Source organism: Hymenobacter segetis, assembly GCF_038448715.1.
GTDB classification, from domain to species: Bacteria; Bacteroidota; Bacteroidia; order Cytophagales; family Hymenobacteraceae; genus Hymenobacter; species Hymenobacter segetis.
The window spans coordinates 1-26,203 of the sequence record NZ_JBCEVZ010000053.1 but is presented as its reverse complement, the minus strand read 5'-3'; the positions used below and the strand labels follow the sequence as shown (position 1 = coordinate 26,203).

The window sequence follows — 26,203 nt, the reverse complement described above, 5'->3', positions numbered from 1 at the left end:
AAAAGAGTGGATTAGCAAAACCCCGTCTTGGCTTTGCTTGCCGCTCGGTGCCGCGCCATATTACTTCGCTGCTCCATTCCCTGACCACCTTTCAGCTTCCCGAGTCGAGGGCGGAACTCGATGACCTGCTGGCCGAACTGTGGGAACACGCCCCGACCCAGGAGGCCCCGGTGCTGCTGTTTCGGTTCTTGGAGCGCTTCCCGACGGACGACATTGGCGGCGTCCTGACGAGCGCTTGTGGGCTTTGCGGACTACGCTGGATACTGCGCCGTATGGCCGGAGTTGCGAGGGCGCTGCCGTGAAGTACAGGTCCCATCTTATTGCGCGAACGTGAGGCCCGGGAAGTACACCATCACCCGCTGGGACTATTCAACGAGGGTGAAGAAGCGCGTTTTTATTCTTTAACGCACCGCATACGAGCGCTGCACACGGCGGTCCGTGCCAAACTGCTTGGCCAGCAGGACGGTATTTTGGCTGGCGGCAGGGTCACGCAGCACCTGTTGCAGGGCCAGGTTAAGCTGGCGGGTGGCGCGGCGGGTGCAGCTTTTGCGCGGGCGGCTCAGGTCGAGGCACAGGGAATTTAGGCGCTCTTCGTACACGAGCTGGTCCTGGCCGTTGTAGAAGCGCACAATGGTGTAGCTGCGGTTGGTGAGGTTGGTTTCGGTGTTCCAATAGCCGGGCAGGCCCGGTGCGACGGAGGGCTGGGCATGAGCCCGCGTGGAAAGCAAGCTAAACAGCAGCAGCAGGCTTAAACGAAAGAGGGTATAGGCTTTCATGGCTTTAATAAAATAAGGGTTTATGGAAAAAACACCAAGGAGCGGGCGTTGCGAAGGGCAGCGCAGCGGTGGTCGGCTACTGGCCCACGTAGCGGGTCTGGACGTAGGTGCCCTGGCCGGAAATGCTCAGCCACTGCCCGTTGAGTTTTTGGTAGACCATGGTGCGCCGCACATAGAGGAAGGACTCGCCGGCGGGCGTGCGGATTTTGATGCGCTTGGTAGTCGTCAGCGCCGCCGCGTCGGCGGCAGCGGCAAACACGTCGAACTGCGGCGCCATGTTCTCCACCGTTACCCAGGGCCCATGAATGAGGGTTTGGATTTCGGCGGCCTTGTTGTTGAGGTCGCCGTTAGGCGTGCAGTTGTAATAGGCATCCGCGAAATTCCGGGCGAAAAATGCCGAATCGTGGCCGGCCATGGCGCGGTTGTGCTCGGCGTCACGACCGTAGAAGAAGGCTTTGGCGTCGGCGGCCGAGGCAAACTCGGCGGCTTGGGGGGTTACATCGTTCTTTTTCTGGCAGGCGCCGCACAAGGGCAGCAGGCACAGGAGATAGGCGAGTCTTTTCATGGGGATGAGGGTTTAAGAAGTGGCGATGTGGTGGCCGGCAGCCCCCGCCGTGGCTGTGCTGCCGCCGGTGATATGCCCCAAGATGGCGTCTGCGAAAAGCCTGCGCTTGGTTTTTCGTCCAGCGCCGGCGGCCGGTCGCAATACAGGGCCGGGCCGTCGATGAACAACCGGTTTGGTCGTTGGTCGACGCCGGGCGGCTGTCTGTCTACAAACCGTACTATCAGGGCATTACTCGTGCGCCAGTCGATATATTTACCCGGGCTTACACCAGCACATCGGCATGGCACAGGCAGAAAACAGGGGGCTGGCAAGGGGCATCCAGGCAATCGACGAGCGGTGGTGGCTGCGGCACGGGTTGTTCTGGCTGGTGCGCACGCTGCTGATGGCGTGGCTGATAATGTATGTCATCCACGTGTCCGTGAGCCTGCGCCTGGCCCTGCGCGATATGCTGCTGCAACTTGTGGTCCTGGTACCGGCCACCTACGCCTTGCTCTACGGGGTGTTGCCCGCCTTGGACCGGGGCCCGCGCTGGCGGGCGGGGCTGCTGCTGGCGGGCTGGGCATTCCTGAGCCAGGGCGTTAACTATACCTTCCGCCACCTGGTCACGGTGCCGCTGTACCAGGGCGTACAAACCCCCATTCCCGACCACCATAACGTATTTGCGCCTGGGCCTTACATTCCCATGGTGATAACGACCGGGGTGGCGGCCTGCCTGCACTTGTACCGGCAGTGGCGGCGAAAGGAACTGGCCAACGTGTGGCTTGCTCAGGAAAATTACCGGGCCGAACTACAATTGCTCAAGGCCCAGATTCACCCGCACTTTCTCTTCAACACCCTCAACAACCTCTACGCCCTCACGTTGCGGCAGTCGGCGCAGGCACCGGAGGTGGTGGGGCGGCTGCTGGGCCTGCTGCAATTTGTGGTGGAGCAGGGCACCGCCCCATTGGTCACGCTCCCCGACGAAGTGGCGCTGCTGCGCAACTACCTGGCCCTGGAGCAGCTGCGCTACGGCCCGCGCCTGACCCTGGAGTTTACCGCCGATGACCTGCCGGCCGGGGGCCGCATCGCGCCGTTGCTGCTGCTGCCATTGGTCGAAAATGCCTTTAAACACGGTGCCGCCGAGCAAGTGGGGCCGGTACGCATCGGCGTGGCGCTGGCCGTGCAGGGCCACGACTTGAGGTGCGTCATCACGAACTCGAAGAACAACGAGGAACCCGCCCGGCCGGCCACGGCGGGCATTGGACTGCGCAACGTGCGCCAGCGACTGGAGCGGCTCTACCCACAGCGGCACCGCCTCGCCATAGAAGCCGGCCCCGATACCTACACCGTGCGGCTGACGCTGCAACTGCCCGACTCCGCCGCAGAACCGGCCGGGCCGGCCGCGCCCGCCTTGGCTGCCGAAGAAACGCCCGCTGCGGCCCTGCGGCCCGCCCACTCATGAACGCCTGGCCCCGCCTTCGCATCCTCCGGCATGGGCTGTTTTGGGCCGTGGTGTCGGCGTTTTTCCTCCTGCTTCAACTGCCCGGTCCGTCGTTCATGGGCTGGCGAAAATACTGGGCCGGGTACCTGCTGACGCAGCTGCCCTTGTTTGTGCTCGCCACCTACCCCCTGCTGTACGGGCTGCTGCCCTGGTTGCTGCAGCGCCGGCAGCCGGGGCGGTTTTTGCTGGGACTGGCAGCCTGGGTAGCGTCCACTGCGCTGATATCCAATATTCTGTGGCTCAGCTATGGTGCTTTTTGGGCCCCTCGCCTGTTTGGGTGGCCGGCCTTTTTAACGCTTGACTGGCCCTCGCTGGTTGGGGACCTGAACGCGGGCTTTTTCATGCTCCTGGTGGCGGCCGGTGGGGCCAGTGCCATCAAAGTGTTCAACGAGTGGTACGAGCAGCGGCAGCTCGGCGAGGAACTGCGCCAGCGCCAGCTGCGCACCGAACTGGAGCTGCTGAAAACCCAGCTCCAGCCCGCCTTTTTGTTCGATGCCCTGCGCAGCCTGCAATTGCTCACCGCCCAACAACCGGCGGCGGCGCCAGCGGCAGTGCTGCACCTGGCTGCCGTGCTACGCTACATGCTTTACGAAAGCCCGCAAGACGCGGTGCCGCTGGCCGACGAAGTGCAGATGGTGCGGCACTACGTGGCGCTGGAACAGCTGCGGCTGGGCACCCGGGTAGATGTTTCGCTCAACTTCAGCGGTGCCCTCGACGCCCATGCCATTGCCCCGCTGCTGCTGCTGCCCTTCCTGGAAAACGGGTTTCGCCACGCCACCGGGCCGGAGCTGGAATGCCCTTGGGTGAGCATCGACTTGGTGGCCAAGCAAACTTCGGTTACCTTCAAAGTAATCAACAGCCACGCGCCCACGGCGCCCGCATGGCACGACGGACCGGACCTGCGCCGCGTGCGGGAGCGGCTGGCCCGCCTCTACCCGGGCCGGCACGAGTTGAAGGTGGTGTCGGAGCCCGACACGTTTTTGATTGCGCTGCGCCTATGGCTGGCCCCGCTGTCAGCCGCCCAACCAACGGCCCCGCCCGTACCAACCGCCCGGCCGGCGGCCCCAGCCCCCAAACCTGCAACCCATCACCACCCATGAAACTGCGGTGCCTACTGGTCGACGACGAGCCCCCGGCCCTGGAAGTGCTGGCGGCCTACGTGCGGGAGGTGGCCCACTTGGAGCTGGTCGCCACCTGCGACAACGCGTTGCAAGCGTTCGGCATCCTCCAGCAGCAATCCATCGACCTGATGTTTCTGGACATCAAGATGCCCAAAATCCTGGGCACCGATTTTCTGCGCAGCCTTCGCCACCCGCCCCAGGTCATTTTCACAACGGCCTACCGCGAGTACGCCTACGAGGGTTTCGAGCTGGACGCCGTGGATTACTTGCTCAAGCCCGTCTCGTTGGAGCGGTTTCTGAAGGCAGTGGCCAAGGCCAGCTCGACCGACGCCCCCGCATCGGCCGAACCCGTGCACGCGGCCAACCCCGAGGCGTTCCTGTATTTTCGCATCGACCGAAAGATGGTAAAAGTGGTGCTGCGCGACATCCTCTACGTGGAGGGGCTGAAGGATTATGTCCGGATTCACACCGCCGCGGGGCCGCCGCTCGTGGTGAAGCAAACCATCAACGGCTTGGAGGAAAAGCTGTCGGAAAGCAACTTCCTGCGCATTCACCGTTCGTTTATAGTGGCGCTGGATAAAATCCGGACCTACAACGCCCGCCACGTCGAGGTGGCGCACCAGGAGCTGCCCATCGGCCGCCTGTTTCGCCCCCGCGTCGAGGAAGCATTGGGGTAAGTTGCAGTCACCGAAAGCGCCGTTTTGCGTCAATATGCTGGGCAGTATGCAGCCTTGCGCCAGCCCTTTTTCAACGGAAGGACGGGAATGAAAACCGCCGTAGAGGTGCGAAATGCCGGCTTTGGCGCCTGCTTCCTCGAACGAAGCATCCGCCCTGACGCCCGGGCCGAAGGGCGCGCAGTTCTGGTCGGCGAAGGCGTAGTTGGGCCCAAATCCTTCAGTCAGGACCTCGACCGCCAAGCCGGAAACGCATACGTGGCCCGTACTGTACTCGGGGAGGCGCGGGCGTGGGAATCAGCGGGTTCCCGGTGGGCTGGCCCAGCGCGCTGTGCTGGTAACTCACCGGCCGTAGCAGGTTGTATGCGTACTTGGTTTTGAAGAAGGCTGATGCCAGGGCGTGCTCTCAATTTAGCCAAGGGATGATGGCGCGTAGTTAGACGAACGCGACATAAGACTCGGCAAGTTTATCGGAGCGGGTAGCGACGGGTCGGAATTTTTTCAGCCAGTTGATGAGCCGTTCGACCGGGTTACGTTCGCGTTACGTGAGCGGGTCCGGATGGGGCGGGCGCGGGCGATACCGCCCGGGCGACCTGGCCCGCGTCGTGCGCACGTAGAACGGGTGCGGCATGGTGGCCACGTAGCCCCTTGGAGACATGACAGCTGTAGTTCAGGAAAAGGGTCGTGGCTGTTGCAGAACTCCCTGCTCGGTACCGAAACTAGCTAGATGCGCGCTGATGCGCGCATAAAAAGCCCATTTAAGCGCCTTTTTAGCTTAAGTCGGCTCGTCGAACACTCCTTTAGCGGCTTCACTAAGAGTTCTGCAACAGCCACGACCGTTTCGCTGAACCTGCTTTTGGCGAATTGACTCCGGCCTCCTTGCGTTTCCCTATTTTTATAAATGCCCTTACTACTTGACCAACTCGACTCTATCGGCTTACTGGGTGCGCTGGTCATTGGCATCCCCTGCGCGCTTGGTTACCTGATTGTTTTCATCGTGGTCGCCGTCCGAGCAAAGGGCGAAAAGCGCATGGCCATCTTAATCATCATGGCCCTGCTGGCGTTACTGCTATTCCCTTACATTTTCTCACCCCTGAAGATGTTGTAAGGGAAATGCAAAGGCAACCCAATTGAAGAACCTTGTAACGCTGTTTTAGCTGAACACTCCCGTTTTTTTCGCGCCCTTGCGTATAGCTGGCATGCTCCCTTCACCCCCTGCCGACGCCACGCGCGTCAACCTGGCTTCTACCGTGGAAGTCAACTACTGGTGCCAAACCCTGAACTGCACCGAAACCCGCCTGCGTAACGCCGTGCTCGCCGTCGGGCCGCTGGCCGCCGACGTGCAGGCCTACTTGCAACGTTGAAAAAGACCCCGCAATAACTGCTACTGCTTCGACCCTTTGCGTAAACAAAGCAAACAGGGCTTAGTCCCCGTAAAAGCATACATACAGGTGTACCTCCTCTTGGCTCCGGTTTACCAAGGCGATGAGTTCGTCGCCCAACGGGTTGGGCTCCATCACCAGTAACAGGGCCAGGTCCCGAAGCAAATCCGGTGTTTGCAGGCAGTTGAACGTCGTGTCCCCGTAGGGGTCTAGGTAGCACAGCAACCGAAACGCCTCTTGGTCCAGATTTACGCCTGTCCTAAAATCGGCGCTAAGGCAAGCAATCGGGTCTTTGTGTTCCCCTTCTAATACAACGGTCCAGCCCATGACGACCAAGGTACTCTCATTTGCCTTGCTGGAGCGCGTTCAAGCCACGACCGTTTTCTTGAACAAGCCATAACCTGTCCGATGCCCACAGTTAAGCAACAAGTTCTCGAACTGATTCACGCCTACCAAGCAGCTGTGTTTCGGGCCGTGAACTTATTAAATGCCAAATCGGCCCAAGACCCCGGCTTCCAGCGGCACCAGGAGAGCCCCGGTACCTGGGCCGGGTACTTGGATGCACAACAGCGCGTGCGGTATGCGTTCCATGGCACGGGCTGTTTGGTGCTCATGCCCGGGTGCGAAGTGGACTTTGATTACGCCAAAGAGGGCGGATGCACGGGCATTGACGCGTGGTTCTTACTCAATTTTCTGCAAGACAACCCGGCCGTACAGGCACAGCATCCGTTGCTGACCAGCGACAAAGAAGTAGAGCAGGGGCTTCGTGCACTGGCGAAAGAAGGCGTGCTGGCCCGGCACGTGTATTCGGCGCATGACGGACGTTACTTTGTCACGGCAGACCTGGGGACCCTCCATCCGCCAACGGTCACGTTGCGCCTGCCCGACCAAGACGGTGCTTCGTGATGCTTGCTGGACTACCGTTTGGGTGAACAACGGAAGCCCCTTTCTTTGAGGCCCCATCTTTTCTACTCATGGCCAAATCAACTGCGTTTCTACTCACCAGCGCCTGCCTCGTGCTGGCTGGCCTGAGCAGCGGGTGTGAACCCTATTCCCCGCACGGCGCCACCGAGGTAGGCTTGGTCTACGATTACATTATCCGCCGCGATGGCCTTCACGGCCCTTTCGTGGTAGTGGTGCCCGCTCGTTTTCATCGGTTCCGCGAGGAAACGGATGCCTCCAACTTCATCGGCCGCACCGAACACATCCGCACCAACCTGGATGCGGCCCTGCGTCTCGCCGTGCGGCCGGAGTGCTTGGCCACGCCCAATGCGTCGGCGGAATGGCAAGCGTTGCGCACGCAACTCCATGCGTCCGGAACCGAGCCGAATGCCATCTTCTTAGCTTTCTCAGCCCAGTGCGACGGCCGGGACGGCCGGCACTATTATTACGTGGAACGCTCCGGCGTTGAAAACGGGAAGCCCTCGCGCTATTACCAAGGGAACATTTATCAAGTGTATCAGGGGCGCGTCGAACGCGAAATCTTCGTGTGGATTACCTAGTCCGGCGTCATGAGCAGACGAAAGAAGATTACCTGAACCCTCCTATTTGATGTACCCTATCTTTCGCTAAGCACTTGACGCCCGATAGTATGACCTCTTACCGCCAACCGCTTCTGCTCAATGGCTGCCTTTTTCTGCTACTGGGCTTGCTGGTGGCGGGCATTTACTTGGGGGCTGAAGTCAACTCCTACGGCCGTCGCGAGTTTGGTTTGGGGGGACTAGGGGTGTTCCTGGTCGCTACATGGGCCTTTCCCTTTGCCAACTTCCTGCTCTTTATACAAACCGTAAACACTGGTCAGCCACGATTAACCCTCGTGTACGCCTTGTTAACGGCGGTGTTCCTCGCTGGAGCGTGGTCGATATGGGGCTATGGAATGGGAGGCTTCACGAAGGTGGGTGGTTAAAGCCGCTGGACTTGCTTGCCTCCTTTCGTTTTTGGGCTATCTCGCTATCTAACCTAGCACCTTTATCCTCGTTTTGCGATTCCGACCGTGGCTGTTGCAGAACTCCCTGCTCGGTACCGAAACTAGCTAGATGCGCGCTGATGCGCGCATAAAAAGCCCATTTAAGCGCCTTTTTAGCTTAAGTCGGCTCGTCGACCACTCCTTTAGCGGCTTCACTAAGAGTTCTGCAACAGCCACGACCCTTTAAGTGAACTTCTTCAATCGGCTTGCGCAAGGATGGAGCGTAGCCGCCTCCATTGATTACGTCTGCGCCCGGACGTAATTCTGGTGCCACCGCAGCCGTACGGTGTCGTTTGTTACGGCGTTGCACTTGATGACCCGACGTTTTCTACGGGCGTCGACGTAACGCGTGATTTTCATGTCCAGGTCGTTCCCCACCCACTGCACCACCGTTCCCTCGAGAAGCGTGCGTTCGCCCATGGGCAGCAGGCCGCACTGGTAGTCGATGTAGACCCGCAAGTGAGCGCCCGGATGCAACGTGGCTTTCTCCGTTTCGAGTTGCTTATTCTCGTGCGCCCTCCGGGCGGAATCCTGTTGCGCCTGCACCGTGGCCCGGTACGCCGGGTCGGTTTTCCAACGTTGTTCGTGCACCGCGGCCGCTTGCCAGTAGTCGCGGTAAAACTGGACCTGTTGGTCCAGTTGCCAGTCCTGCCCGCGCAAGGTCCGATAATAGCAGGTGAGGATAACGCCCGACATGTCGTCCGGGTGGTAAATGCCCAGGGTGTGAAAGTGCTGGGCCAGCGGCCCGCCCCGCCACAGGCCCCAATTATTGCGCATCCACATCCCCACCCCGAAGTGGGCGCGGGCAATGAATTCGGCTTCCGTTTGAGCGATAATGCGCTGCTTGAGCGAATCGCTGTGGATTTTCTGCAGTTGCCCAACGGCCGCCTCCAAGGTCCGAGGCTGGTACTTCTGGTCCGCTTTGGAGAGCGGCTGGCCCAGCGCCGTCGCGGCGAGGAAGCAGGCGAGCAAGAGTAGGGCTAAGCGTTTCATGGCAAAAAGTCCAAAATACTTTAGCGCAACATAACCCTCCTTCAACTGAAATTGCCGCGTTTACCTTCGGACCCTTTTCTTAAACGCGAAACAGGCCTTATCTACCTTTAGGTGTTCCCCCTGCCCTCATGTATCGATTGCTCTGGCTTTTCATGTTCTTTCCATGGCCGTCCAGGGGGCAGATGGCTCCCGTGACTCGGCAGGACAACCAAGTCCACTTCCAAGCACCCGTGGAAGTTTACTTCCGATTGAACTCCCCCGTTGCGGAAGCCGAATACGTGTTGGTGATGGAAGCGGCCTTGGTGCCGGTGCTGGATACCCTCTCGTTTCAGGGGTTGCTGCGCCACCCAGGCATCTACTTTTCGACCCTGTACAGCAGCACCGCTCCGGTAAAACCGACAGGAAAATACCGCCGGGCCCGGCCGGTAGCGCAAGGCACAGGCGAGTACCCCTTCAACAACCAAAAAGTAAACGTGGCGCCCTTGGAACGCCCGATGCAGGGCCGGTTCTACACCCGAAAAGAAGCCGCCGCCAATTACGCACGGCATTTTCGGCGAAAAGCCCCGTCCGACTTTGGGCCGGCTATTACACCCGATACATTGCCCGGGGTGGATTCCGTCCGCGTGGTTTACGTGCTGGAGAAGCTCCCGCTCACGAAACGAGGGCCGGGCAAAATGGCAAGGAAATAATGCGCGCGTTTACCTTCGGACCGTTTTCGCGGATTGGCCACCAGTCGAGGCATTCTGCCACTTCCTATCGACCAGCATCAGGGCCACAGCTAACTCAACCCGCATGGGCTTACCCACGAGGCTGCGTAAGCCGCTCGTTTCCCTCTACAAAGCCGTGTAGGTGGTCGTGCGAACGAACTGGGTGCCACTTACGGAAACACTGGTTTCCACGTAGGATAACGTCGTGGCCGTGAGCTCCTGTATCCGGTAATGAATATCGGGGGGAGTGCCCGGGTCGAAAAGCATTTCCGTTTCATTCGAGGCGAATTCCCACTTTCCGCTAGAGGTCTGCGCGCCCGAAGGCGAGCATTTAACGGGTCCCTGGTTCACGACCACCGTCCTATCCGTATTAAAATGGGTATAGTCGTCCTGCGCGCACGGCAGTGTGGCGTTGTAAGGCCGCACGTCGTTGGTAACGGTGGTGCCCGAGGGGGCTGTTTGGACTTCTATCATGCTCGACAACTTCCAATTAGGCGTCGTCAGCAGCACTTCCCGCGCTGAGGGCTGTTTGGGAACGGGTTCGCTGGACTTGCCGCATCCAGCGAAGGCGAGGGTAGCAAGCGCGAGCAGGTAGCAGTGTAAAGAAGTGGCCATCGTCGAAAGGAAGAGGGATAAGTCGTTGTCAAAAGTACAGGCCAACTGCCTTCTTTTGACTAGTATCAAGGTGCTTGGCCGGACTTAAATCATAAAGAACTGCCCTGTAGCGAGCGGCACCGGCCAGAACATGTAAAACAAAATGGCTCCTTCAACTGAATTGCTGCGTTTACCTTGCTACCGTTAAAGTGAACAAACTAGTTTTTATGCGAGCAGCCCTTCATGCGTTGCATATATTCGCCGCTATGCTCTTACTGAGCAACTTGGCCTGCACGCCCCAAGACGACCTAGTTTCAACGGTTAGCGCGGAATCCTCCGGTTACAAACTCGCTGGCCAACGGGTAGAGTGCCAAGCAGCCGTTACGACCAGCGGCATGGAGACGGGGGGCGAGCGGTTTGATTTGGTTTCCGTTTCCTTGACTAGCCTCTCGCAGCCAGAACCTGACGCCCCCAGCCTTATCGTAGACTTTGAGAGGCCAGCGGGACAGCCAACGGGCCCCTACCAACTCAAATATATCCTCTACCTCAAAGGCGATAACGACCCGCCCGTTTTTTACGAAAACGCCCACGCAACCCTCACCGAAACGGGTCGCGGCTTGTTTTCCGGCACCTTCTCCGCGACCAGTCCAACGGAAGGTGCTATCACGGAAGGCAGCTTCGCCAATACGCGCGTCATCAAGGACTACCCTTGGTAGCGAACCCCCTCACGTTAAACAACGCGTTTAGGCTACCACCGTTTAGGTAGACACCAGTACATAAAGCAACTGCATATCCAAGCATTGGATTTTTGGATATGCTGAATACCACGCATATTTGCCGTATCTTAACCAAATAGTTAAACCACCTGCTCAATGGATACACAGAAGCTTTCCACCGAAGAACTGATTCTAGAAGCTGCCCAAGCAGTGTTTCTGGAAAAGGGCTTGGCGGGCGCGCGCATGCAGGAAATTGCCGACCGGGCCGGCATTAATAAAGCGCTGCTGCACTACTACTTCCGCAGCAAGGAAAAGCTGTCGGCGTTGATTATCGACCGGGCCATTGGCGTGATTTTGCCGCGGGTAATGGCCATTCTGGAAACGGACCAGGACCTTTTCGACAAAATCCGGCAGGCCGTGGACCAGTACCTCACTTTCGTGAGCCGCAACAGCTTCCTGCCTTTGTTCATTGTGAACGAGGTAAACCGCAACCCGCAGTTTTTCTTCCGCAACGTGGTGGCGCACGAGAAGCCTCACCTCGACAAGTTCCGCCGGCAGGTAGACGAAGCCGTAGCACAGGGCCGAATTCGCCCGGTAAGCTCTGCGCAGCTATTGATGAACATGATGTCGATGCTCATCTTCCCCTTCCTCGGCAAGCCCGTTTTTCAGGTCGCGCTTGGCTTGTCCGACGCTGATTTTGAACGCGAAATGGAAAGCCGCCGCATCGAGGTGGCGGAATTTATCATCCGAGCCATTCAGGTTTAATATTTTTTGCCCACTCGTTAACCAATTAGTTAAAGTGCATGGATAAGAAACAAATTGTAACATTCGTCCTCTGCCTAATGACCCGCGCGGTCCTCGGGCAGCCAGTGGCGCCTGCCGCCACTGGTCCTGTGCTGACGCTGGCGCAGTGCTACGAGTTGGCAACGGTACAGGCTCCCCTACGACGGCAACAGGCCTTGAATGACACTCAAGCTGCCAACAATACTGCCCGGCTGGCCACCCAGTTGCGCCTGCCCCAGCTAGCCATCAACGGCCAGGCGAGCTACCAGAGCGAGGTAACCAAAATCCCGCTGGAAGCGCCCGGCATCAACATCCCAACGCTTTCCAAAGACCAGTACCGGCTGACCCTCGACGCCAGCCAGACGCTGTTCGATGGGGGCGCCACCCGCCGCCAGCAGGAACTGGAAACCCTGAGCAGCCAGGTGAGCAACCAGCAGGTAGAAGTGAGCCTGCATCGGCTGCGCGAGCAGGTGAACGGCCTGTACTTCGGTGCCTTGCTTAGTGAGGAAACCACTCGCCTGCGTCAGGGCCTGCGTGCCGACTTGCAGCAGCGCCGCAAGGCCCTGCTGGCCCGTCGCGCCAACGGCGTGGCCACCGGCCAGGACGTGGCCCGCCTCGATGCCGAAGTGCTGAACCTCAACCAACAGTTGCGCGAGTTGGCCACCACCCGCGCCGGCCTGCTGCGCCAGCTGGGCGAGCTGCTGGGCCAGCCCCTGCCGTCCGACACCCGCCTGACCACTCCTGCCGAGCTGCCCCCGGCCGCGCCCCGGCCCGAATTGGCCTTGTACACGCAGCAAAAAGCGCTGTTGGCCGGGCAGCAAAAGCTCAGCGATGCCCGCCTGGCGCCCCGCTTGAGTGCGTTTGGGCAGGTGGGCTACGGCCGGCCCACGCTCGATTTCCTGCGCAACGACTTTCATGGCTACGGCCTGGCCGGCCTGCGCCTCAACTGGAACCTGAGCAACTACTATACGCGCCGCCAGGACCGCGAAACCATTCGCCTGGGGCAGGAGGCTGTGGCCGTGCAGCAGGCAGTGTTCGAGCAAAACCAGCGCGTGGCCCTCGCCGGCCAGCAAACAGCCGTGGAACGCTACCAGACCCTGCTCGGGACCGACGCCGCGCTGATTGCCCTGCGCGAGAAAATCCAGGCCACGGCCGCCGTGCAGCTCGACAACGGCATCATCGGCTTCAGCGACTATTTCACCGAGGCCAACAACCTGAGCCTGGCTCGCCTCAACGAGCAGTTGCACCGCCTGCAGCTGCTGCAAGCCCAGGCCGACGAGCAAACTACCCGCGGCACCATGCCGTCCGCTTCTCCCACGCGCTAATCACCTCGCTTTCATGAAAATTTCCCTGCTTTCTCTCCCGACGGCGCTGAGCGCGGCGGCCGGCTTCCTACTCATCGGCTGCCAATCCGAAGAACCCCGCTTCGATGCTTCCGGCAATTTTGAAACCACCGAATACGTGGTGGCCGCCAAGGCCCAGGGCCAGCTCTTGCGCTTGGCCGTGGCCGAAGGCGACGAGTTGCCCGCCGGCCGCGAAGTTGGCGTCATCGACACCACGCAGCTTTATCTGCGCAAGCGCCAGCTGCAGGCCAGCACCCGCGCCGTGCGCCAGCAAACGCCCAACGTATCGGCCCAGCTCGGTGCCCTGGCCCAGCAGCTGGCCAACCTGCAGCGCGAGCGCCGGCGCGTGGTGAATTTGGTGAAAGCCGATGCCGTGCCCAGCAAGCAGCTCGATGATATTGACTACCAGATTGCCACTGCCCGCCAGCAGTTGGCCGCGCAGCGCTCGGCCCTGAGCACGCAGGCCAGTGGCACCGCGGCGCAATCGGCCCCGCTGCAGGAGCAGGTGCGCCAGGTAAACGACCAGCTGCGCCAAAGCCGGGTGCTGAACCCGGTGGCGGGCACCGTGCTCACGGTGTATGTGGAACCCAGCGAGGTGGTGAGCTACGGCCAGCCGCTCTACAAAATCGGCGACACGAAAACGCTGCTGCTGCGGGCCTACGTGGCCGGCGACCAACTCACGCGCGTGAAGCTGCGCCAAGCCGTGAAGGTGTTGGTGGACGCGCCCGGCGGTAAGCGCCGCGAGTACCCCGGCCGCGTGCAGTGGATTTCGAGCAAGTCGGAGTTCACGCCCAAAGTCATCCAAACCAAAGAAGACCGGGTGAACCTGGTGTACGCTATGAAAATAGCCGTGCCGAATGATGGCAGCTTGAAAATTGGCATGCCGGCGGACGTGCTGTTTTAAAAACCAGGGAATAAAAGTAGGACGTTCTAACGCACTGCCCGCCACCTCAGCATTTTACCACTCCGCCATGCCCGCCGTCGAATTAACCAATATCAGCAAAGCCTACGGCACCACTGCGGCCGTGCGCGACGTGAGCCTGACCGTGGAGCCGGGCGAACTGTTCGGCCTTATCGGGCCCGACGGAGCCGGCAAAACCACCTTGTTCCGCATCCTGGCCACGCTGCTGCTGGCCGATGCGGGCACCGCCACCGTGGCCGGGCACGATGTGGTGCGCGACTTCCGTGCCATTCGCAACGTGGTGGGCTACATGCCGGGCCGCTTCTCGCTCTATCAGGACCTGACGGTGCAGGAAAACCTGGCGTTTTTTGCGGCCGTGTTTCGCACCACGGTGCAAGAAAACTACGAGCTGGTGCGCGATATCTACGAGCAGCTGGCGCCCTTCAAAGACCGGCGGGCGGGGGCCTTGTCGGGGGGCATGAAGCAGAAGCTGGCCTTGTGCTGCGCCCTTATCCACAAGCCCGAAGTGCTGCTGCTCGACGAGCCTACGACGGGCGTCGATGCTGTGTCGCGGCAGGAGTTCTGGCACATGCTGGGCACGCTCAAGGCCAAGGGCATCACCATTGTCGTGTCCACGCCTTACATGGACGAGGCCGCGCGCTGCGAGCGGGTGGCGCTGCTGCAAACCGGCCAGGTGCTGCGCGTCGATACGCCCGCTGCCCTGCGCGCGGCCTATCCCTGGCCGCTGTATGCGGTGCGGGCCGCCCGCATGCACCCGCTGCTGCAAGACCTGCGCGCCTATCCGGGCACGCACAGCTGCTACGCCTTTGGCGAAACCGCCCACCTGAGCCTGGCCCGGCCCGATGCGGAAGCCACAGCACACCTCACAGCCTACCTCACCGGCAAGGGCCACCGCGACGTGGCCGTGACGCCGGTGCCGGCCACCATCGAAGACACCTTTATGGAGTTGCTCACGCAACAGCAACCCGCTAACCCTGAGCCTCATGAACCAGCAGCCCAGTAACGTAGTCGCCGGTGCCGGCCGCACCGCAGCGGCCGGCCCGGTCATCACCTGCGCGAAGCTTACGAAGCGTTTCGGCGACTTCGTGGCCGTGAATGCCATCAGCTTCGAGGTGGCGGCGGGGGAAATTTTCGGTTTCCTAGGTGCCAACGGCGCGGGCAAAACCACGGCCATGCGCATGCTCTGCGGCCTGTTGGGGCCCACCGAAGGCGCTGCTGCGGTGGCGGGCTTCGACGTCTTCACCCAGGCCGAGCTTATCAAGCAGCACATCGGCTACATGAGCCAGAAATTCTCGCTCTACGAAGACCTGACCGTGCGTGAAAACATCCGCTTCTACGGCGGCGTGTACGGCCAGACCACGGCCGCCATCCGCCCAAAAACCGACGCCCTGCTCCAGCGCCTGGGCCTAGAAGCCGAGCGCAACACGCTGGTAGGCAGCCTGCCGCTGGGCTGGAAGCAGAAGCTGGCTTTCTCGGTAGCCTTGCTGCACGACCCGGCCGTGGTGTTCCTCGACGAGCCCACCGGCGGCGTCGACCCCATCACCCGCCGCCAGTTCTGGGACCTGATTTACGAAGCCGCCGCCCGCGGCGTCACCGTCTTCATCACCACCCACTACATGGACGAGGCCGAGTACTGCGACCGGGTCAGCATCATGGTCGATGGCAAAATCGAAGCCCTCGACACGCCCGCCGGCCTCAAGCAGCAGTTCGCCGTGGGCACCATGGACGAGGTGTTTCTGCACCTGGCGCGAGGGGCGAAAAATGTGGAGTAATAGAGATGCTTCGACAAGCTCAGCATGACGACCAGGAATAATTCATCACAGCACTTCAGCTAATCAGCCCCCATGAAAGCCTTCCTGATGTTCGTGCGGAAAGAGTTTTACCACATTTTCCGCGACCCGCGCACGCTGCTTATTCTCTTTGGGATGCCGGTGGCACTGGTCACGCTGTTCGGCTTCGCGCTTACCAACGAAATCAAAAACGCCGACGTGGCCGTGCTCGACTTCGACCACGGGGTGCACGCCCGGCAGGTGCAAAACCGGCTGTTTTCGTCGGGCTATTTCGGGCTGCGCGACTACGCCCGCAGCTACCCTGACGTGGCCGCTGCTTTTCGCCAGGGTCACGTGAAGCTGGCCATAGTATTCCCCGCGGGATTTTCCCAGGACCTCGACCACCTGGGCCACGCGCAGGTGCAGCTCGTGGCCGACGCCTCAGACCAGAACACGGCCATCAGCCTGGTAAACTACGCCACGGCCATCATCCGCAGCTATGAGCAGGAGGTTGCGCCGCGCCGGGCGGGCAGCCCCGGCCCGCGGGTAGAGGCCGTGGCCCGCCTGTATTTCAACCCCGGCTTAAAGGCGGCCTATACTTTCGTGCCCGGCACCATGGCCCTGATTCTGCTGCTGGTGTCGGCCATGCTCACCAGCATCACCATTGCCCGCGAGAAAGAAACCGGCACCATGGAAGTGCTGCTGGTGTCGCCGATGCGGCAGCTGCCCATCATCATTGGGAAGATTCTGCCTTACTTCCTGTTGTCCTTCGTCAACGGCCTCATCATCTTAGCGTTGGGCGTGTGGGTGTTGCACATCCCGGAGCGCGGCAGCCTGGCCTTGCTCATCGGCGAAACGCTGCTCTACATCTTGGTGGCCCTCACGTTGGGCGTGCTGATTTCGACGCGGGCCGCCTCGCAGCAAACCGCCATGCTCACCTCCATGCTGGGTTTGCTGCTGCCCACGCTCATTCTCAGCGGCTTCCTGTTTCCGATTGAGAGCATGCCCCTGCCGCTGCAAACCATCTCACGCATCATTCCAGCCCGTTACTTCATCGTTATCCTGAAAGGCATCATGATAAAAGGCCTCGGCCTGCGCGAGCTCTGGCGCGAAACGGCGGTGCTCATCGGCATGGCCGGCGGCCTGCTGCTGCTAGCGCTGGGCTCGTTGAAAAACCGCTTGGCGTGAATTCTGACCCGCACCTGCCAGCACGTCATGCCGAGCGCAGTGAAGCATCTCGCGTGCTTCGTTGAACGATTCAATTACTACCACAAGCGAGATGCTTTGCTGCACTCGGCATGACGTTCTAAAATTATCAGCTCTCTCACTATGCGTACCGTCTGGTTTCTCATCGAAAAAGAAGTGCGGCAGCTGCGGCGCAACCGCACGCTGCTGGCCTTGCTGCTGGTGGCGCCCATCGTGCAGCTGGTGCTGTTGTCGTTCGCGGCCAACTACGAAATCAAGAACCTGAACCTAGCCGTGGTCGACCAGGACCACAGCCCCGCGGCCCGGCGCCTGCTCGACAAGTTTCAGTACACGCCCTATTTCCGGCTGGTGCAGGTACGCCCCAGCAGCGCGGCCGCCGACCAGGACCTGCTCAGTGGCCGTGCCGATTTAGTGCTCGTCATCCCGCCCCACTTCGAGCGCGACTTGGTGCGGGGCGGGCAGGCGCGGGTACAACTGCTTGTTAATGCCCTCGACAACGTAAAGGCAGGCCTGGCCAGCTCCTACGCGGCCGGCATTGTGCAGGCCTACCAGGGCGAGGTGCGGCCCGCCACGGTGGCGGCCGCGGTGGGTGAGGTGCGCGGCCTGGAAGTGGTGCCGGCCTATTGGTACAACCCGCTACTGAACTACAAAACCTTCATGGTGCCGGGCATCTTGGTCGAAATTATCAGCTTGATTGTGATGATGGTGACCACGCTCAATATCGTGCGCGAAAAGGAAATCGGCACCATCGAGCAGCTCAACGTGACGCCCATTCGCAAGTGGCAGTTTATTCTGGGCAAGCTGCTGCCGTTTTGGGCGGCCGGCCTGTACCAGTTCACCATTGGGCTGCTGCTGGCGCGCTTTCTGTTTCACGTGCCCATGGTGGGGAGCGTGCCGCTGCTTTATGGCATCATGGCCGTGTTTTTGGTGGTGCCGCTGGGGCTGGGGCTACTCATTTCTTCGGTAAGCGAAACGCAGCAGCAGGCGCTGTTCGTGGCCTTTTTCTTCCTGATAATCTTCATTCTGCTCTGCGGGCTGTTCACGCCCATCGAGTACATGCCGGCCTGGGCCCGCGCCTTCGACCGCCTCAACCCGCTGGCTTACATTATCGACATTGCCCGCCGCATTTTGCTCAAGGGCAGCACCCTGCGCGACGTCCTCCAGCCCGTGCTCACCCTGCTGGGCATGGCCGTACTGGTGAACACGCTGGCCGTTTGGCGCTACCGCAAAACGTCTGGCTGATGCTCCACGGATGGTAGCAAGGGGATTGTTGTTCGCCTTAACGCAAAATTCCCGCAGGGAAGGGGCGTAGTCTCTAGGCGAGGTCATGACTCGTGGACGCACCGCCAAGCGAGCGTCGGGTCGGGCAGGAACTGTTAGCGGCAGGTAATGTGCGCCCGGCCCAGGCGTTTGCTTTTGGCAAGAGCGCGCCTCATGGCCCAGCGGGCCCGGTCCTGACAAGGAATGCTTTTTAATGCCCCAGTCAGTGGCCTGCATCCGCTGGGAGTTGTTCTATCCTGCTGCCGCTTGCAGCACCGGTTTCGCCTGCTTGAGGGGCATCATTGCTGGACGGCGCTGGCAGCCGACGAGCAGTCACAAGGCAAGCGGCAAAACAGAACGGAACGCACGAGTAGATATGTCATCGCAAGTGAAGTGGGAAAACGGACAAGTTAGACGGGACTTTTTATGGAACCGCTCCTTTGAATGAATGGAGTAGTTTAGTGCACCACCCTTTTCCTGAACTACGCACATGTTTGCTATGCGCTCAGCTTATGCCTTGTGGGGCGCACTTGGCCTTTTCTGCTTTACGGCCTGCGTCCGCTTGCCGGGCCATGTCCTGCTTCCTTCCCTGCCACCCGCCGTCACGCTCGGCGTGTTGCCCGGGACTTCGCGCACGGAGGAAATGGTGTTGTATTATCCTTTTCCGAGGCGGGTCTGGCAAGCGGGGCCATTGCTGGGGATCAGGACCGCAGGCGGGCAAGTAGAATACCGCCGGACGGGGGTATGGCGCACGTTCTACCGCAGCGGCAGGCTCATGAGCCTGCACGACTACGGCACCTTGCGGACCACTTACTTCCAGCCGGATGGTCGCCTGGTCAGCGACACGTACAATGACAAAGAAGAGGCGTACCCAGGGGATTCGCTGCAGCGAGCATCGGAAGTGCTCTTTGCTCACGGCAGCCGGACCGATACGCTGGTGGTGAAGCATACCGAGTACCGAAATAATCGGTTTTTGCGCCGCTTCTATTCGAAGGATTTTGCCGGTAACCAGCGTGTTGCTTTTCCGGAAACACCTGATAAACCGCGTTCGAAACAGAGAAACTAAGCATGTTTGATAATATGCTCGGAAGGTAAATGAAGTGAGCCTCGTTCACTGCTCCTGAAACCCTCCTTTCACCAAACAATGCGCGTTTACGGCACGACCGTTTTGGCGAACGGCTGCGTGTTATTCATCCGATGTCGTTTGGGTCGTAGTGGTAGTGCTCTTGGCTGCCCGAGGTAAACCGTTGAATAAAGGCGGCTTCGGTGTGTTCCGGCTTGGTGGGCTGGAACAACTGCTTTTCTTGAGCCCAATCATATACGCCTTGGTCCATGGGGTAGCGCGTTAACACCCCGGTTAGGTCGTGCTGGTGAATCCACGCCTCGGCCTTGTCACGCGTGGTGAACACCCCGCTGGCAAACCGGCCGCCCGCGCCGTGAAAGACCCAAACGCCGGAATCGACATCCTCTTGCTCCATTGTTTATTTTCAGCTGAGTGAGAAGGCGCAAACCTACGGCAGTTACACAATGACGCGTTTATCTTCGGACCGTTTCGCTGAACCAGAAAGCCGAGTACCTTCGGCCATGACCTGGCGCCTGCTCCTGCTTGCCCTGCTGCTGTTGCACGGCTTTCTGGCCGCGGCCCAGCCCACGCACTACGAATGGCCCCGCGCGGCGGGCACCGACTCCATCGCCTTCGAGGGCGTGCTGCCCTGGCCGGCGGAAGCCGGCACCGAGGCGGAACGAGCAGCCCTGGTCCGGCGCTGGTACCACACCCGGCTCAACGAAACCCAAGACCACGGGCTGATGGAATGGCGGGCTCCCGAAGCGCGCACCTACGCGGGCCTGCCGACGGGGGCGCACCAGGAGTTACCGTTAACCGAAGAGGTCTGCCGCCTCACCTTCCGGCTGGCCTTGCGCCCCACCCCGGCCGGGCTCGCGTACCGCCTCTGGGCGTTTACCATCGGCCGTGCGGGGTTCGACAACGCGACCGTTTCCGACCTGGAGCAGGTGCTGCGCGAAGTACCCGGGCCGCACCCCGAACTGGACCGGATGCAGCACCGCCTGCGCGTGGCCTTAGCACATTGGTAGCCGTGCTGCGCTGATTAATTCACCATTTTAGTGAACACATCATTCGTTCGATAGCGTTTTGGCTTATGAGTAGCATGTTACTTCTGAAATACTTATTTCCGGATGAGCCACCGGCCTGTTCGGTCCTTATCGACCGCATCAGTTCTTTGGCCGGTGAGGGTCTGGCATACGACGAAGAAGTGGACATGTACACCTGCCCGGCCATGGACAACGAGTTGTTATGGTTCGATTCCATTGAGCAGGACGGGCAGCGGGGCTACCGCGTTAATTCCTTTGCCTTCCCGAGCTCTTACTTAGTAGATGCCACGATTGCTGTGCTACGGGCGGCGGGCGGCGTTGGCCCAGCCCCGAGACACGACGTATCGGGGCGGTCTTGGCGGGATGCTAAAACACGCTATCCCCGCTGGCTCCCATAAGGCCAGAAAATGTGAGGGTACCACTCGTTTGATTGAATGGAGCGCGTTTACCTTCGGACCGTTCAAGTAAACCGTGAAGGCCGGCCGTGGCCACGCTGAAAATGCGCCTCAACGCGGCAGGCCAAACAGGTAGGTGGTGACGGGAAACGTGTCGATGAACTTGCTGCGGATGACCCGGCCGCTCTGGTCGTAGAACACTTGCTCGAGGAGCCGATTGTGGGGGTTGGTTGGCCCGGCCTTAATCAACTCGTACTGCAAGTACCCGTCCTTTCCGTAGCAGTATTCGCCCGATACCAGCGTGCCGTTCCGGTAGAAGGCTTTGCGCCGGATGCGCCCGCTCGGGTAGTAGTAGTCGTAGTACCACCCGTCCAGTTGCCCCTGGGCAAAGGGCGCTTCGATGGTTTTGCGGCCCTTGCGGTACGCCACCCACGGCCCGTGGTAGCGGCCCTCGCGGTACGAAATTTCCTGGAAGAGGTACCCTTTCCGGTAAAGCCGGAACGGCCCGTCCAACTCCCCGTTTTGGTAATGGGCTTCGTGGTGCAGGTCACCGTTGGGGTTGTACCCCGTGGCCAAGCCGTGGCGCAGGCCGTGGGCGTAGGTGGCGACTTCTTTAATTTTCCCGGACGGGTAACGGGTCGTCACCTGGCCGGTGAGCGTATCGGCCCGCACCGCCGGGCCATGGGCCGCGCACCGCGCCGGACGGACGGAAACCAACTCGGTGAAAAGCACTGCCCTGAAGGACCACAACAGCAACAGGAAGGTCATCGACGGCGGCGTGATACAGGTGGTCGTTGGGGTTAGGCTGCGCGTAAGGTAGCAGGTAACTGCATTTTCGTCTAAAGGCTCCTTCAACTGAACAGAGCGCGTTCAGGGCACGACCCTTTTCGTGAACGCAGACAACAGGCGGCTTTACATTTGGGGTTAACTCAGCACCTTCAACGGCGGCGGTCCCTCCCGGCGAACCTTTTCGATGGCCTCCTGCCAGTACGCCCAAAAGGCACTATCGGCGGGGATGTCGGGGGCAAGGTATTCGCCGCCGCTTAAAATGTCGGTCAAATCGGTGGAGTTCGTCGCTTGCCAATAGGCGGTGAGCGTGTAGAGCATGGCTTCGTAGCCTTCCTTGTCGGTGATGGTTCGAGTGCTCGTTATTTTCATACGCGGGACCACAGGGCATCAAAGTGAACAAGAGGACAAAGTTGAAATTACGCTCGTTATTCTGTTCGGACCGTTAAAGTGAACAGCTTCCGCTACGGTACGCTCAGCCGCGCGGCGGGCAGCTGGCCAACGACGGCACCGCCCATGCCCAGGGCGCGCAACTGCACGATATACAGCCCCGGTGCCCACGCCGCCGTTGGCAGTTCGGCCTGGGCGGCGCCGTGGCCCACCGGCAGGGCGTAGGAGCCCACGAGGCGCCCCGTGGCATCGAGCACGGTGGCCTGCACCGCGACCACCGCCGGGGGCAAGCCCGCCAGCGCGAGCCGGGCGTGCTCCGCGGCGGGGTTGGGGGCGAGCGTGGCGCGGGCCCCGGGCAGGCCGGAGCGGGTGGCCAGCGGCGTGGTCTGCAGCAACACCGCCGCGGCCGCGCTGGTGTAGTTGGCCGCCAGCAGGTCCCGCTGGCCGTCGCCGTTCACGTCCGCGGCCACCACGTTGAACGGGGAGGCGAGCGGCCCCGCGCCGCTGCCGGTGGCAAAGGTGAGCGGCGCCTGGAAGGTCCCGGTGCCCGTGCCCAGCAGCACGCCCAGCGCATCGGTGCCGAAGTTGGCCGTCACCACGTCGAGGTGGCCGTCGCCGTTGAGGTCCGCCGCCGCCAGCCCGGCCGGGGTGCTGCCGGGGCCCGTGCTGTAGGCGGCCACCGCTTGGAAGGTGCCGTTGCCGTTGCCCAGCAGCACGCCCAGCGCATCGGAGCCGTAATTGGCCGTCAACAGGTCGGGGCGGCCGTCCGCGTTCACGTCCGCAACGGCCACTTCGTAGGGCGTGCTGTTCGGGCCGGTGCTGCAGGAATGTTCCGCTTGCAGGGACCCATCGCCGTTGCCGAGGAGTACCCCCGCCGAATCGCCGAAGAAGTTGGCGGTCAGCACGTCCAGCCGGCCGTCGCCGTTGACATCGGCCAGGGCCAAGCTGAAGGCACTGCCGCAGGCGTAGGCGCGGGCGGCCTGGAACGTGCCGTTGCCGTTGCCCGGCAGCACCTGCACCGCGCCCCCGTTCGCCGCCGCCATGAACGAGGCCGTGACCACGTCGAGCCGCCCGTCGCCGTTCAGGTCGCCGACGGCGACGTAGTCGACCGTGAGCCCCGGGGCGGAAGTCAGGCGGGCGACGGCTTGAAACGTGCCGTCGCCGTTGCCCAGCAGCACGCCGACGGCCCCCACGCCCTGAATGTCGGCAAACACCAGGTCCGGCCGGGCGTCGCCGTTCACGTCGGCGACCACTACGTTTCGGGGGCTGGTGCCCGCGCCGGTGGCGTAGGTAACGACGGGCTGAAACGTGCCGTTGCCGTTACCCAGCAACACGCCCAGCAGGCTGTTGTACGTGTTGGCGATGACCACATCGGGGCGGCCGTCGCCGTTGACGTCGGCGAGCGCGAGGCCGTACGGGCTGAGTCCGCCGGAAGGGTACGCCACCACGGGCGCAAACGTCGGGGCCTGCGCCTGGGCCGCTAGCCCAGCCAGCAGCAGGGGGCCAAGGAAGGAGTAATTCATGCCGACAAGCTACGCGCAAAACCCAAAAGTGGCCGCTCCCGGGATTGCAAATGGGCCGGTCCTCCTCTGCGTGAATGGAGCGCGTTTACCTTCCGACCGTTATTTTGAACTTGTAATCGGGTTCCTACCGGGACTTCTTCCATCCTACTTGCCGACCCGAATGTCTTTCCGTCCCCCTGCCCCTGTTTCCGAGCCGGCCGAAGCAGCCGCCCTGGCCAACGCGGGCTTGGTCCTGCTCTGGCCTTTTCTGCCAACGCTCTTCGAGCGCCTGGGCTACTTGGCGCAGCAGCAGTTCCAAGACGCTGCCCGTGCCGCGCGGGCGGTGCACCTGCTGCAGTTTCTGGCAACGGGCGAAGAACCCCCGCCCGCGTCCCGGCTGTTGCTCAACCAACTGCTGTGCGGCGTGGAACCGGGCGGCTCCCTGGCGGGCGAACCCGCCTTGACGGACGCCGAAAAAGCCACCGGCGAAGACTTGCTCCGCGCCGTGCTGAGTCGGTGGGAAGTCCTGAAAAACACGAGCATCGCCGGCCTACGGGAGACCTTCTTGCAGCGGGCCGGCAAGCTGACCTGGTTCCCGGATCGTGTGACGCTGACCGTCGAAACCAAAACCCTTGACATCCTACTCGACCAGCGCCCCTGGTCGATTGCCCTGATCAAGCTGCCGTGGATGACACGCCCGCTCTACGTCAATTGGCGCTAGCCACCGTTTTCTTGAATGCCCTCTTTTTTTTCCGCCCGCTTGCGTATAGCTGGTATGCTCCCTTCACCCCCTGCCGATGCCGCGCGCGTCAACCTGGCTTCCACCGTGGAAGTCAACTACTGGTGCCAAACCCTGAACTGCACCGAAACCCGCCTGCGCAACGCCGTGCTCGCCGTCGGGCCGCTGGCTGCTGACGTGCAGGCCTACTTGCAGCGGTAAAAACGGCCCCGCAATAGATGCTGCTACTTCGACCGTTTATTTAGACTCCATGCCTGCTTATCCTTTTCGCTTTCCCCTATTTGTTTGCGTCGTGCTGTTGTTTCTCTCTGGATTGGGAACCTCCTGCAACACCAAACACGCGGGCACGCACTACATAGCGGGCTTCTCCAACCTTACCGTCTTTATCGATTCCTTGGTCGCCGACCAAGCGACCATTGATAACACGCTCCACCTGGAATTGATGACTGCGCGGGATACCTTCCTCGTCAAGCCTGTTGGCCAAGAGCTGCGCTTTCCGCAGTTAAAGGATTCCCTAATTCAAGTCAATATTTGGTATCAGGACTGGTATTGTCCGATACAGGGCGAGATGCTGCGCGAGGAGTACCCAGCGATGTATTTCCCGGGCCGCAATGCCACTATCAGCATCACGACGGATTTCGCCGAGCACCCCGTGGCCAAAAGCGGGGAGAAGCTGCAACCCGAGCGGGTATTCTACCGGATTAAATTTGAGGAAGAAGGCCGGTTCTTTTTCGCCCCTTTGACTCACGTCAACCGGAGCACGAAGTAGGGAAGGGCTTCAATAAAGGGGGATGCTTATAAAATCCTTCTTCAACTGAACAGAGCTGGTTTACCTTCGGACCCTTTGGCTGTACTTGCGGCATTAGCCTCCTGGACCTACCTTAGCACTTGGTCTTTTTCTGCCTGCGAACGCTTTATGCCGTGGCTCCCCTCTTTCGTTAAGCTGTTCCTGCTTTTTGTAACGGGCCTCGTCCTGCTCCTGGTAGGCTCCATTGGCGAGCTGCAATTGGTGGACAATGGGATGCTGCGCAACCTTTTTGGGGCCTTGTACCTGGTGGGCCTGTTGTTGATGGTTGGCAGTCCCCTTCTGATTGGGCTCAAGTTTTTCGACCGATTAGACCGAAAGCCGAAATAGGGTCAAGCATCGGCGAACTCCACCTTTTAGCCTTCGGACCGTGGCTGTTGCAGAACCCTGTGGACCAGTCGAAAACGGCATTGTCGCGCTGGTCGGCTTTTGTAAAAAGGGCCTCTTACGGCTTTTTCGCTTGGTTCGGCTCGTGGGAACCTGGCCTACAAGGGTCGCGCTGAGCTCTGCAACAGCCACGACCGTTTGCTTAACCAAGCTATGGGACGAATAATCCGCACGCTATTCCGTCTAACAACTTTGCTACTGCCCGCATGCGGGCCGCGCGAAAAGGTAAAGGTAGAATACTACCCCACGGGGGAGGTTAAATACCGGGCACCCCTTGATGGGCAAGAGTTGGTGAATGACACGGCGAAATACTTTTACAAAAACGGCGCGCCAAGCGACGTTCTGCCTTATCGCCATGGCCGGCTTGACGGACTGGTAAAAAGGTATTACCCCAGCGGGCAGCTCGAGTCCACCGAGACCTGGAAAAACGGAGAACGGTTTGGGCCGGAAAGGTTTTATTACCCGACTGGCCAACTTAAAAACAAGGGGTTCCGGTACGGAAGCATCCATCGGGACACGACGCGCTCGTATCACCCCAATGGCGAAGAGAGCCAAATGATTGCGTACAACGACCAGGGGCGCCGAGTGGACTTCGGGGTGTGGCGTCCGAACGGACAGGTTGACACCACGTACACCCGTCCTTTTTTCATTACGGACCGCGACACGTTGCCCGAAGGCCAAGATTACGCCTTTGAAGTGGTGCTGGGCAACCGGCGTTCTGATGCGGTGAATGTAAAAGTGCTGCGTCCTTCGACCGGGGTAGACAGCACGAAAGGCGTGTATTCCCGCACCCGGTTCCTCATCCGCCGCCCCACGCGTGGTCGGCATTCGGT

At 60.8% G+C, this 26,203-nt stretch carries 32 protein-coding genes; 24 read left to right on the top strand and 8 right to left on the bottom strand.

The window, feature by feature from the left end:
• Positions 1-401: 401 nt before the first annotated feature.
• Both AAFH49_RS17415 and AAFH49_RS17410 read right to left on the bottom strand, forming a co-directional pair.
• Positions 402-776: a hypothetical protein gene (locus AAFH49_RS17415; RefSeq protein ID WP_342300177.1), complete on the bottom strand. Its 375-nt coding sequence runs from the start codon at positions 774-776 to the stop codon at positions 402-404.
• 76 nt (positions 777-852) lie between these two features.
• The gene (locus AAFH49_RS17410; protein ID WP_342300175.1) at positions 853-1,341 is read right to left on the bottom strand and encodes a DUF4440 domain-containing protein; all 489 of its coding nucleotides are present in this window, start codon (positions 1,339-1,341) and stop codon (positions 853-855) included.
• 280 nt (positions 1,342-1,621) lie between these two features.
• Between AAFH49_RS17410 and AAFH49_RS17405 the strand changes: the two genes are divergently transcribed.
• The 8 genes from AAFH49_RS17405 (at position 1,622) to AAFH49_RS17370 (ending at position 7,904) form a co-directional block, all read left to right on the top strand.
• Complete coding sequence (locus AAFH49_RS17405) at positions 1,622-2,782, top strand: sensor histidine kinase (RefSeq protein WP_342300174.1); 1,161 nt, start codon at positions 1,622-1,624, stop codon at positions 2,780-2,782.
• Complete coding sequence (locus tag AAFH49_RS17400; protein WP_342300173.1) at positions 2,779-3,921, top strand: sensor histidine kinase; 1,143 nt, start codon at positions 2,779-2,781, stop codon at positions 3,919-3,921. The genes AAFH49_RS17405 and AAFH49_RS17400 overlap by 4 nt, the downstream gene beginning before the upstream one ends.
• Positions 3,918-4,619, top strand: coding sequence for a LytR/AlgR family response regulator transcription factor (locus AAFH49_RS17395; protein ID WP_342300172.1), 702 nt, complete (start codon positions 3,918-3,920; stop codon positions 4,617-4,619). Before AAFH49_RS17400 ends, AAFH49_RS17395 begins: the two co-directional genes overlap by 4 nt.
• A gap of 898 nt (positions 4,620-5,517) precedes the next feature.
• Positions 5,518-5,724, top strand: a complete 207-nt coding sequence (locus tag AAFH49_RS17390; protein ID WP_342300171.1) for a hypothetical protein — start codon at positions 5,518-5,520, stop codon at positions 5,722-5,724.
• Positions 5,725-5,815: 91 nt separating this feature from the next.
• A complete protein-coding gene (locus tag AAFH49_RS17385) occupies positions 5,816-5,980 on the top strand; it encodes a DUF3606 domain-containing protein (protein ID WP_342300170.1) in 165 nt (54 codons plus the stop codon).
• 426 nt (positions 5,981-6,406) lie between these two features.
• A complete protein-coding gene (locus AAFH49_RS17380) occupies positions 6,407-6,904 on the top strand; it encodes a DUF6896 domain-containing protein (protein ID WP_342300168.1) in 498 nt (165 codons plus the stop codon).
• Between the two features lie 68 nt (positions 6,905-6,972).
• Entirely contained in the window at positions 6,973-7,500 is a 528-nt protein-coding gene (locus AAFH49_RS17375) for a hypothetical protein (RefSeq protein ID WP_342300166.1), read from the top strand.
• Positions 7,501-7,589: 89 nt separating this feature from the next.
• Entirely contained in the window at positions 7,590-7,904 is a 315-nt protein-coding gene (locus AAFH49_RS17370) for a hypothetical protein (RefSeq protein WP_342300164.1), read from the top strand.
• A 300-nt stretch (positions 7,905-8,204) separates the two neighbouring features.
• Here the strand turns inward: AAFH49_RS17370 and AAFH49_RS17365 are convergent, their stop codons facing one another.
• Complete coding sequence (locus AAFH49_RS17365) at positions 8,205-8,957, bottom strand: DUF6794 domain-containing protein (protein WP_342300163.1); 753 nt, start codon at positions 8,955-8,957, stop codon at positions 8,205-8,207.
• A gap of 128 nt (positions 8,958-9,085) precedes the next feature.
• On the opposite strand from AAFH49_RS17365, the gene AAFH49_RS17360 reads away from it, so the two are divergent.
• A complete protein-coding gene (locus AAFH49_RS17360) occupies positions 9,086-9,646 on the top strand; it encodes a hypothetical protein (protein ID WP_342300161.1) in 561 nt (186 codons plus the stop codon).
• A 144-nt stretch (positions 9,647-9,790) separates the two neighbouring features.
• Here the strand turns inward: AAFH49_RS17360 and AAFH49_RS17355 are convergent, their stop codons facing one another.
• Positions 9,791-10,138 (bottom strand): hypothetical protein, encoded by a 348-nt coding sequence (locus AAFH49_RS17355; protein ID WP_342300158.1) that lies wholly within the window; start codon positions 10,136-10,138, stop codon positions 9,791-9,793.
• Between the two features lie 557 nt (positions 10,139-10,695).
• On the opposite strand from AAFH49_RS17355, the gene AAFH49_RS17350 reads away from it, so the two are divergent.
• The 9 genes from AAFH49_RS17350 to AAFH49_RS17310 all read left to right on the top strand — a co-directional run bounded on the left by AAFH49_RS17350 (position 10,696) and on the right by AAFH49_RS17310 (position 19,323).
• Positions 10,696-10,974: a hypothetical protein gene (locus AAFH49_RS17350; RefSeq protein WP_342300156.1), complete on the top strand. Its 279-nt coding sequence runs from the start codon at positions 10,696-10,698 to the stop codon at positions 10,972-10,974.
• A 156-nt stretch (positions 10,975-11,130) separates the two neighbouring features.
• Positions 11,131-11,739, top strand: coding sequence for a TetR/AcrR family transcriptional regulator (locus AAFH49_RS17345; RefSeq protein ID WP_342300154.1), 609 nt, complete (start codon positions 11,131-11,133; stop codon positions 11,737-11,739).
• 77 nt (positions 11,740-11,816) lie between these two features.
• A complete protein-coding gene (locus AAFH49_RS17340) occupies positions 11,817-13,082 on the top strand; it encodes a TolC family protein (RefSeq protein WP_342300152.1) in 1,266 nt (421 codons plus the stop codon).
• Between the two features lie 13 nt (positions 13,083-13,095).
• Positions 13,096-14,004, top strand: a complete 909-nt coding sequence (locus AAFH49_RS17335) for an HlyD family secretion protein (RefSeq protein ID WP_342300150.1) — start codon at positions 13,096-13,098, stop codon at positions 14,002-14,004.
• A 67-nt stretch (positions 14,005-14,071) separates the two neighbouring features.
• Positions 14,072-15,025: an ABC transporter ATP-binding protein gene (locus AAFH49_RS17330; protein WP_342300148.1), complete on the top strand. Its 954-nt coding sequence runs from the start codon at positions 14,072-14,074 to the stop codon at positions 15,023-15,025.
• Positions 15,006-15,794, top strand: coding sequence for an ABC transporter ATP-binding protein (locus tag AAFH49_RS17325; RefSeq protein ID WP_342300147.1), 789 nt, complete (start codon positions 15,006-15,008; stop codon positions 15,792-15,794). The genes AAFH49_RS17330 and AAFH49_RS17325 overlap by 20 nt, the downstream gene beginning before the upstream one ends.
• A 72-nt stretch (positions 15,795-15,866) precedes the next feature.
• A complete protein-coding gene (locus AAFH49_RS17320; protein WP_342300146.1) occupies positions 15,867-16,979 on the top strand; it encodes an ABC transporter permease in 1,113 nt (370 codons plus the stop codon).
• 141 nt (positions 16,980-17,120) lie between these two features.
• Complete coding sequence (locus AAFH49_RS17315) at positions 17,121-18,239, top strand: ABC transporter permease (protein ID WP_342300144.1); 1,119 nt, start codon at positions 17,121-17,123, stop codon at positions 18,237-18,239.
• A 517-nt stretch (positions 18,240-18,756) separates the two neighbouring features.
• Entirely contained in the window at positions 18,757-19,323 is a 567-nt protein-coding gene (locus AAFH49_RS17310; protein WP_342300142.1) for a hypothetical protein, read from the top strand.
• Positions 19,324-19,447: 124 nt separating this feature from the next.
• Here AAFH49_RS17310 and AAFH49_RS17305 read toward each other — a convergent pair whose 3' ends face one another.
• Positions 19,448-19,735: a DUF7710 domain-containing protein gene (locus tag AAFH49_RS17305; RefSeq protein ID WP_342300141.1), complete on the bottom strand. Its 288-nt coding sequence runs from the start codon at positions 19,733-19,735 to the stop codon at positions 19,448-19,450.
• Between the two features lie 106 nt (positions 19,736-19,841).
• Here AAFH49_RS17305 and AAFH49_RS17300 point away from each other — a divergent pair, with 106 nt between their 5' ends.
• Positions 19,842-20,348 (top strand): hypothetical protein, encoded by a 507-nt coding sequence (locus AAFH49_RS17300; RefSeq protein ID WP_342300140.1) that lies wholly within the window; start codon positions 19,842-19,844, stop codon positions 20,346-20,348.
• Between the two features lie 524 nt (positions 20,349-20,872).
• Here AAFH49_RS17300 and AAFH49_RS17295 read toward each other — a convergent pair.
• From AAFH49_RS17295 to AAFH49_RS17285, 3 genes are all read right to left on the bottom strand, one after another.
• Complete coding sequence (locus AAFH49_RS17295; protein ID WP_342300139.1) at positions 20,873-21,529, bottom strand: toxin-antitoxin system YwqK family antitoxin; 657 nt, start codon at positions 21,527-21,529, stop codon at positions 20,873-20,875.
• A 156-nt stretch (positions 21,530-21,685) separates the two neighbouring features.
• Positions 21,686-21,919, bottom strand: a complete 234-nt coding sequence (locus AAFH49_RS17290) for a hypothetical protein (RefSeq protein WP_342300138.1) — start codon at positions 21,917-21,919, stop codon at positions 21,686-21,688.
• Between the two features lie 92 nt (positions 21,920-22,011).
• Complete coding sequence (locus AAFH49_RS17285) at positions 22,012-23,460, bottom strand: FG-GAP repeat domain-containing protein (protein WP_342300137.1); 1,449 nt, start codon at positions 23,458-23,460, stop codon at positions 22,012-22,014.
• A 160-nt stretch (positions 23,461-23,620) separates the two neighbouring features.
• Between AAFH49_RS17285 and AAFH49_RS17280 the strand changes: the two genes are divergently transcribed.
• The 5 genes from AAFH49_RS17280 to AAFH49_RS17260 all read left to right on the top strand — a co-directional run.
• On the top strand, positions 23,621-24,160 hold the full coding sequence (locus tag AAFH49_RS17280) for a contractile injection system tape measure protein (RefSeq protein WP_342300135.1): 540 nt from the start codon (positions 23,621-23,623) through the stop codon (positions 24,158-24,160).
• A 54-nt stretch (positions 24,161-24,214) separates the two neighbouring features.
• Positions 24,215-24,379: a DUF3606 domain-containing protein gene (locus AAFH49_RS17275; protein ID WP_342300134.1), complete on the top strand. Its 165-nt coding sequence runs from the start codon at positions 24,215-24,217 to the stop codon at positions 24,377-24,379.
• 49 nt (positions 24,380-24,428) lie between these two features.
• Entirely contained in the window at positions 24,429-24,947 is a 519-nt protein-coding gene (locus AAFH49_RS17270) for a hypothetical protein (RefSeq protein ID WP_342300133.1), read from the top strand.
• Positions 24,948-25,094: 147 nt separating this feature from the next.
• Positions 25,095-25,313: a hypothetical protein gene (locus AAFH49_RS17265; RefSeq protein WP_342300132.1), complete on the top strand. Its 219-nt coding sequence runs from the start codon at positions 25,095-25,097 to the stop codon at positions 25,311-25,313.
• Between the two features lie 249 nt (positions 25,314-25,562).
• A partial coding sequence (locus tag AAFH49_RS17260; RefSeq protein ID WP_342300130.1) for a toxin-antitoxin system YwqK family antitoxin occupies positions 25,563-26,203 on the top strand: 641 nt, incomplete at its 3' end.

Bases quoted from the DNA above. Each gene is read 5' to 3' on its own strand.
- AAFH49_RS17415 (WP_342300177.1), bottom strand. From the start codon at position 776: ATGAAAGCCTATACCCTCTTTCGTTTAAGCCTGCTGCTGCTGTTTAGC.
- AAFH49_RS17410 (WP_342300175.1), bottom strand. From the start codon at position 1,341: ATGAAAAGACTCGCCTATCTCCTGTGCCTGCTGCCCTTGTGCGGCGCC.
- AAFH49_RS17405 (WP_342300174.1), top strand. From the start codon at position 1,622: ATGGCACAGGCAGAAAACAGGGGGCTGGCAAGGGGCATCCAGGCAATC.
- AAFH49_RS17400 (WP_342300173.1), top strand. From the start codon at position 2,779: ATGAACGCCTGGCCCCGCCTTCGCATCCTCCGGCATGGGCTGTTTTGG.
- AAFH49_RS17395 (WP_342300172.1), top strand. From the start codon at position 3,918: ATGAAACTGCGGTGCCTACTGGTCGACGACGAGCCCCCGGCCCTGGAA.
- AAFH49_RS17390 (WP_342300171.1), top strand. From the start codon at position 5,518: ATGCCCTTACTACTTGACCAACTCGACTCTATCGGCTTACTGGGTGCG.
- AAFH49_RS17385 (WP_342300170.1), top strand. From the start codon at position 5,816: ATGCTCCCTTCACCCCCTGCCGACGCCACGCGCGTCAACCTGGCTTCT.
- AAFH49_RS17380 (WP_342300168.1), top strand. From the start codon at position 6,407: ATGCCCACAGTTAAGCAACAAGTTCTCGAACTGATTCACGCCTACCAA.
- AAFH49_RS17375 (WP_342300166.1), top strand. From the start codon at position 6,973: ATGGCCAAATCAACTGCGTTTCTACTCACCAGCGCCTGCCTCGTGCTG.
- AAFH49_RS17370 (WP_342300164.1), top strand. From the start codon at position 7,590: ATGACCTCTTACCGCCAACCGCTTCTGCTCAATGGCTGCCTTTTTCTG.
- AAFH49_RS17365 (WP_342300163.1), bottom strand. From the start codon at position 8,957: ATGAAACGCTTAGCCCTACTCTTGCTCGCCTGCTTCCTCGCCGCGACG.
- AAFH49_RS17360 (WP_342300161.1), top strand. From the start codon at position 9,086: ATGTATCGATTGCTCTGGCTTTTCATGTTCTTTCCATGGCCGTCCAGG.
- AAFH49_RS17355 (WP_342300158.1), bottom strand. From the start codon at position 10,138: ATGATAGAAGTCCAAACAGCCCCCTCGGGCACCACCGTTACCAACGAC.
- AAFH49_RS17345 (WP_342300154.1), top strand. From the start codon at position 11,131: ATGGATACACAGAAGCTTTCCACCGAAGAACTGATTCTAGAAGCTGCC.
- AAFH49_RS17340 (WP_342300152.1), top strand. From the start codon at position 11,817: ATGACCCGCGCGGTCCTCGGGCAGCCAGTGGCGCCTGCCGCCACTGGT.
- AAFH49_RS17335 (WP_342300150.1), top strand. From the start codon at position 13,096: ATGAAAATTTCCCTGCTTTCTCTCCCGACGGCGCTGAGCGCGGCGGCC.
- AAFH49_RS17330 (WP_342300148.1), top strand. From the start codon at position 14,072: ATGCCCGCCGTCGAATTAACCAATATCAGCAAAGCCTACGGCACCACT.
- AAFH49_RS17325 (WP_342300147.1), top strand. From the start codon at position 15,006: ATGAACCAGCAGCCCAGTAACGTAGTCGCCGGTGCCGGCCGCACCGCA.
- AAFH49_RS17320 (WP_342300146.1), top strand. From the start codon at position 15,867: ATGAAAGCCTTCCTGATGTTCGTGCGGAAAGAGTTTTACCACATTTTC.
- AAFH49_RS17315 (WP_342300144.1), top strand. From the start codon at position 17,121: ATGCGTACCGTCTGGTTTCTCATCGAAAAAGAAGTGCGGCAGCTGCGG.
- AAFH49_RS17310 (WP_342300142.1), top strand. From the start codon at position 18,757: ATGCGCTCAGCTTATGCCTTGTGGGGCGCACTTGGCCTTTTCTGCTTT.
- AAFH49_RS17305 (WP_342300141.1), bottom strand. From the start codon at position 19,735: ATGGAGCAAGAGGATGTCGATTCCGGCGTTTGGGTCTTTCACGGCGCG.
- AAFH49_RS17300 (WP_342300140.1), top strand. From the start codon at position 19,842: ATGACCTGGCGCCTGCTCCTGCTTGCCCTGCTGCTGTTGCACGGCTTT.
- AAFH49_RS17295 (WP_342300139.1), bottom strand. From the start codon at position 21,529: ATGACCTTCCTGTTGCTGTTGTGGTCCTTCAGGGCAGTGCTTTTCACC.
- AAFH49_RS17290 (WP_342300138.1), bottom strand. From the start codon at position 21,919: ATGAAAATAACGAGCACTCGAACCATCACCGACAAGGAAGGCTACGAA.
- AAFH49_RS17285 (WP_342300137.1), bottom strand. From the start codon at position 23,460: ATGAATTACTCCTTCCTTGGCCCCCTGCTGCTGGCTGGGCTAGCGGCC.
- AAFH49_RS17280 (WP_342300135.1), top strand. From the start codon at position 23,621: ATGTCTTTCCGTCCCCCTGCCCCTGTTTCCGAGCCGGCCGAAGCAGCC.
- AAFH49_RS17275 (WP_342300134.1), top strand. From the start codon at position 24,215: ATGCTCCCTTCACCCCCTGCCGATGCCGCGCGCGTCAACCTGGCTTCC.
- AAFH49_RS17270 (WP_342300133.1), top strand. From the start codon at position 24,429: ATGCCTGCTTATCCTTTTCGCTTTCCCCTATTTGTTTGCGTCGTGCTG.
- AAFH49_RS17265 (WP_342300132.1), top strand. From the start codon at position 25,095: ATGCCGTGGCTCCCCTCTTTCGTTAAGCTGTTCCTGCTTTTTGTAACG.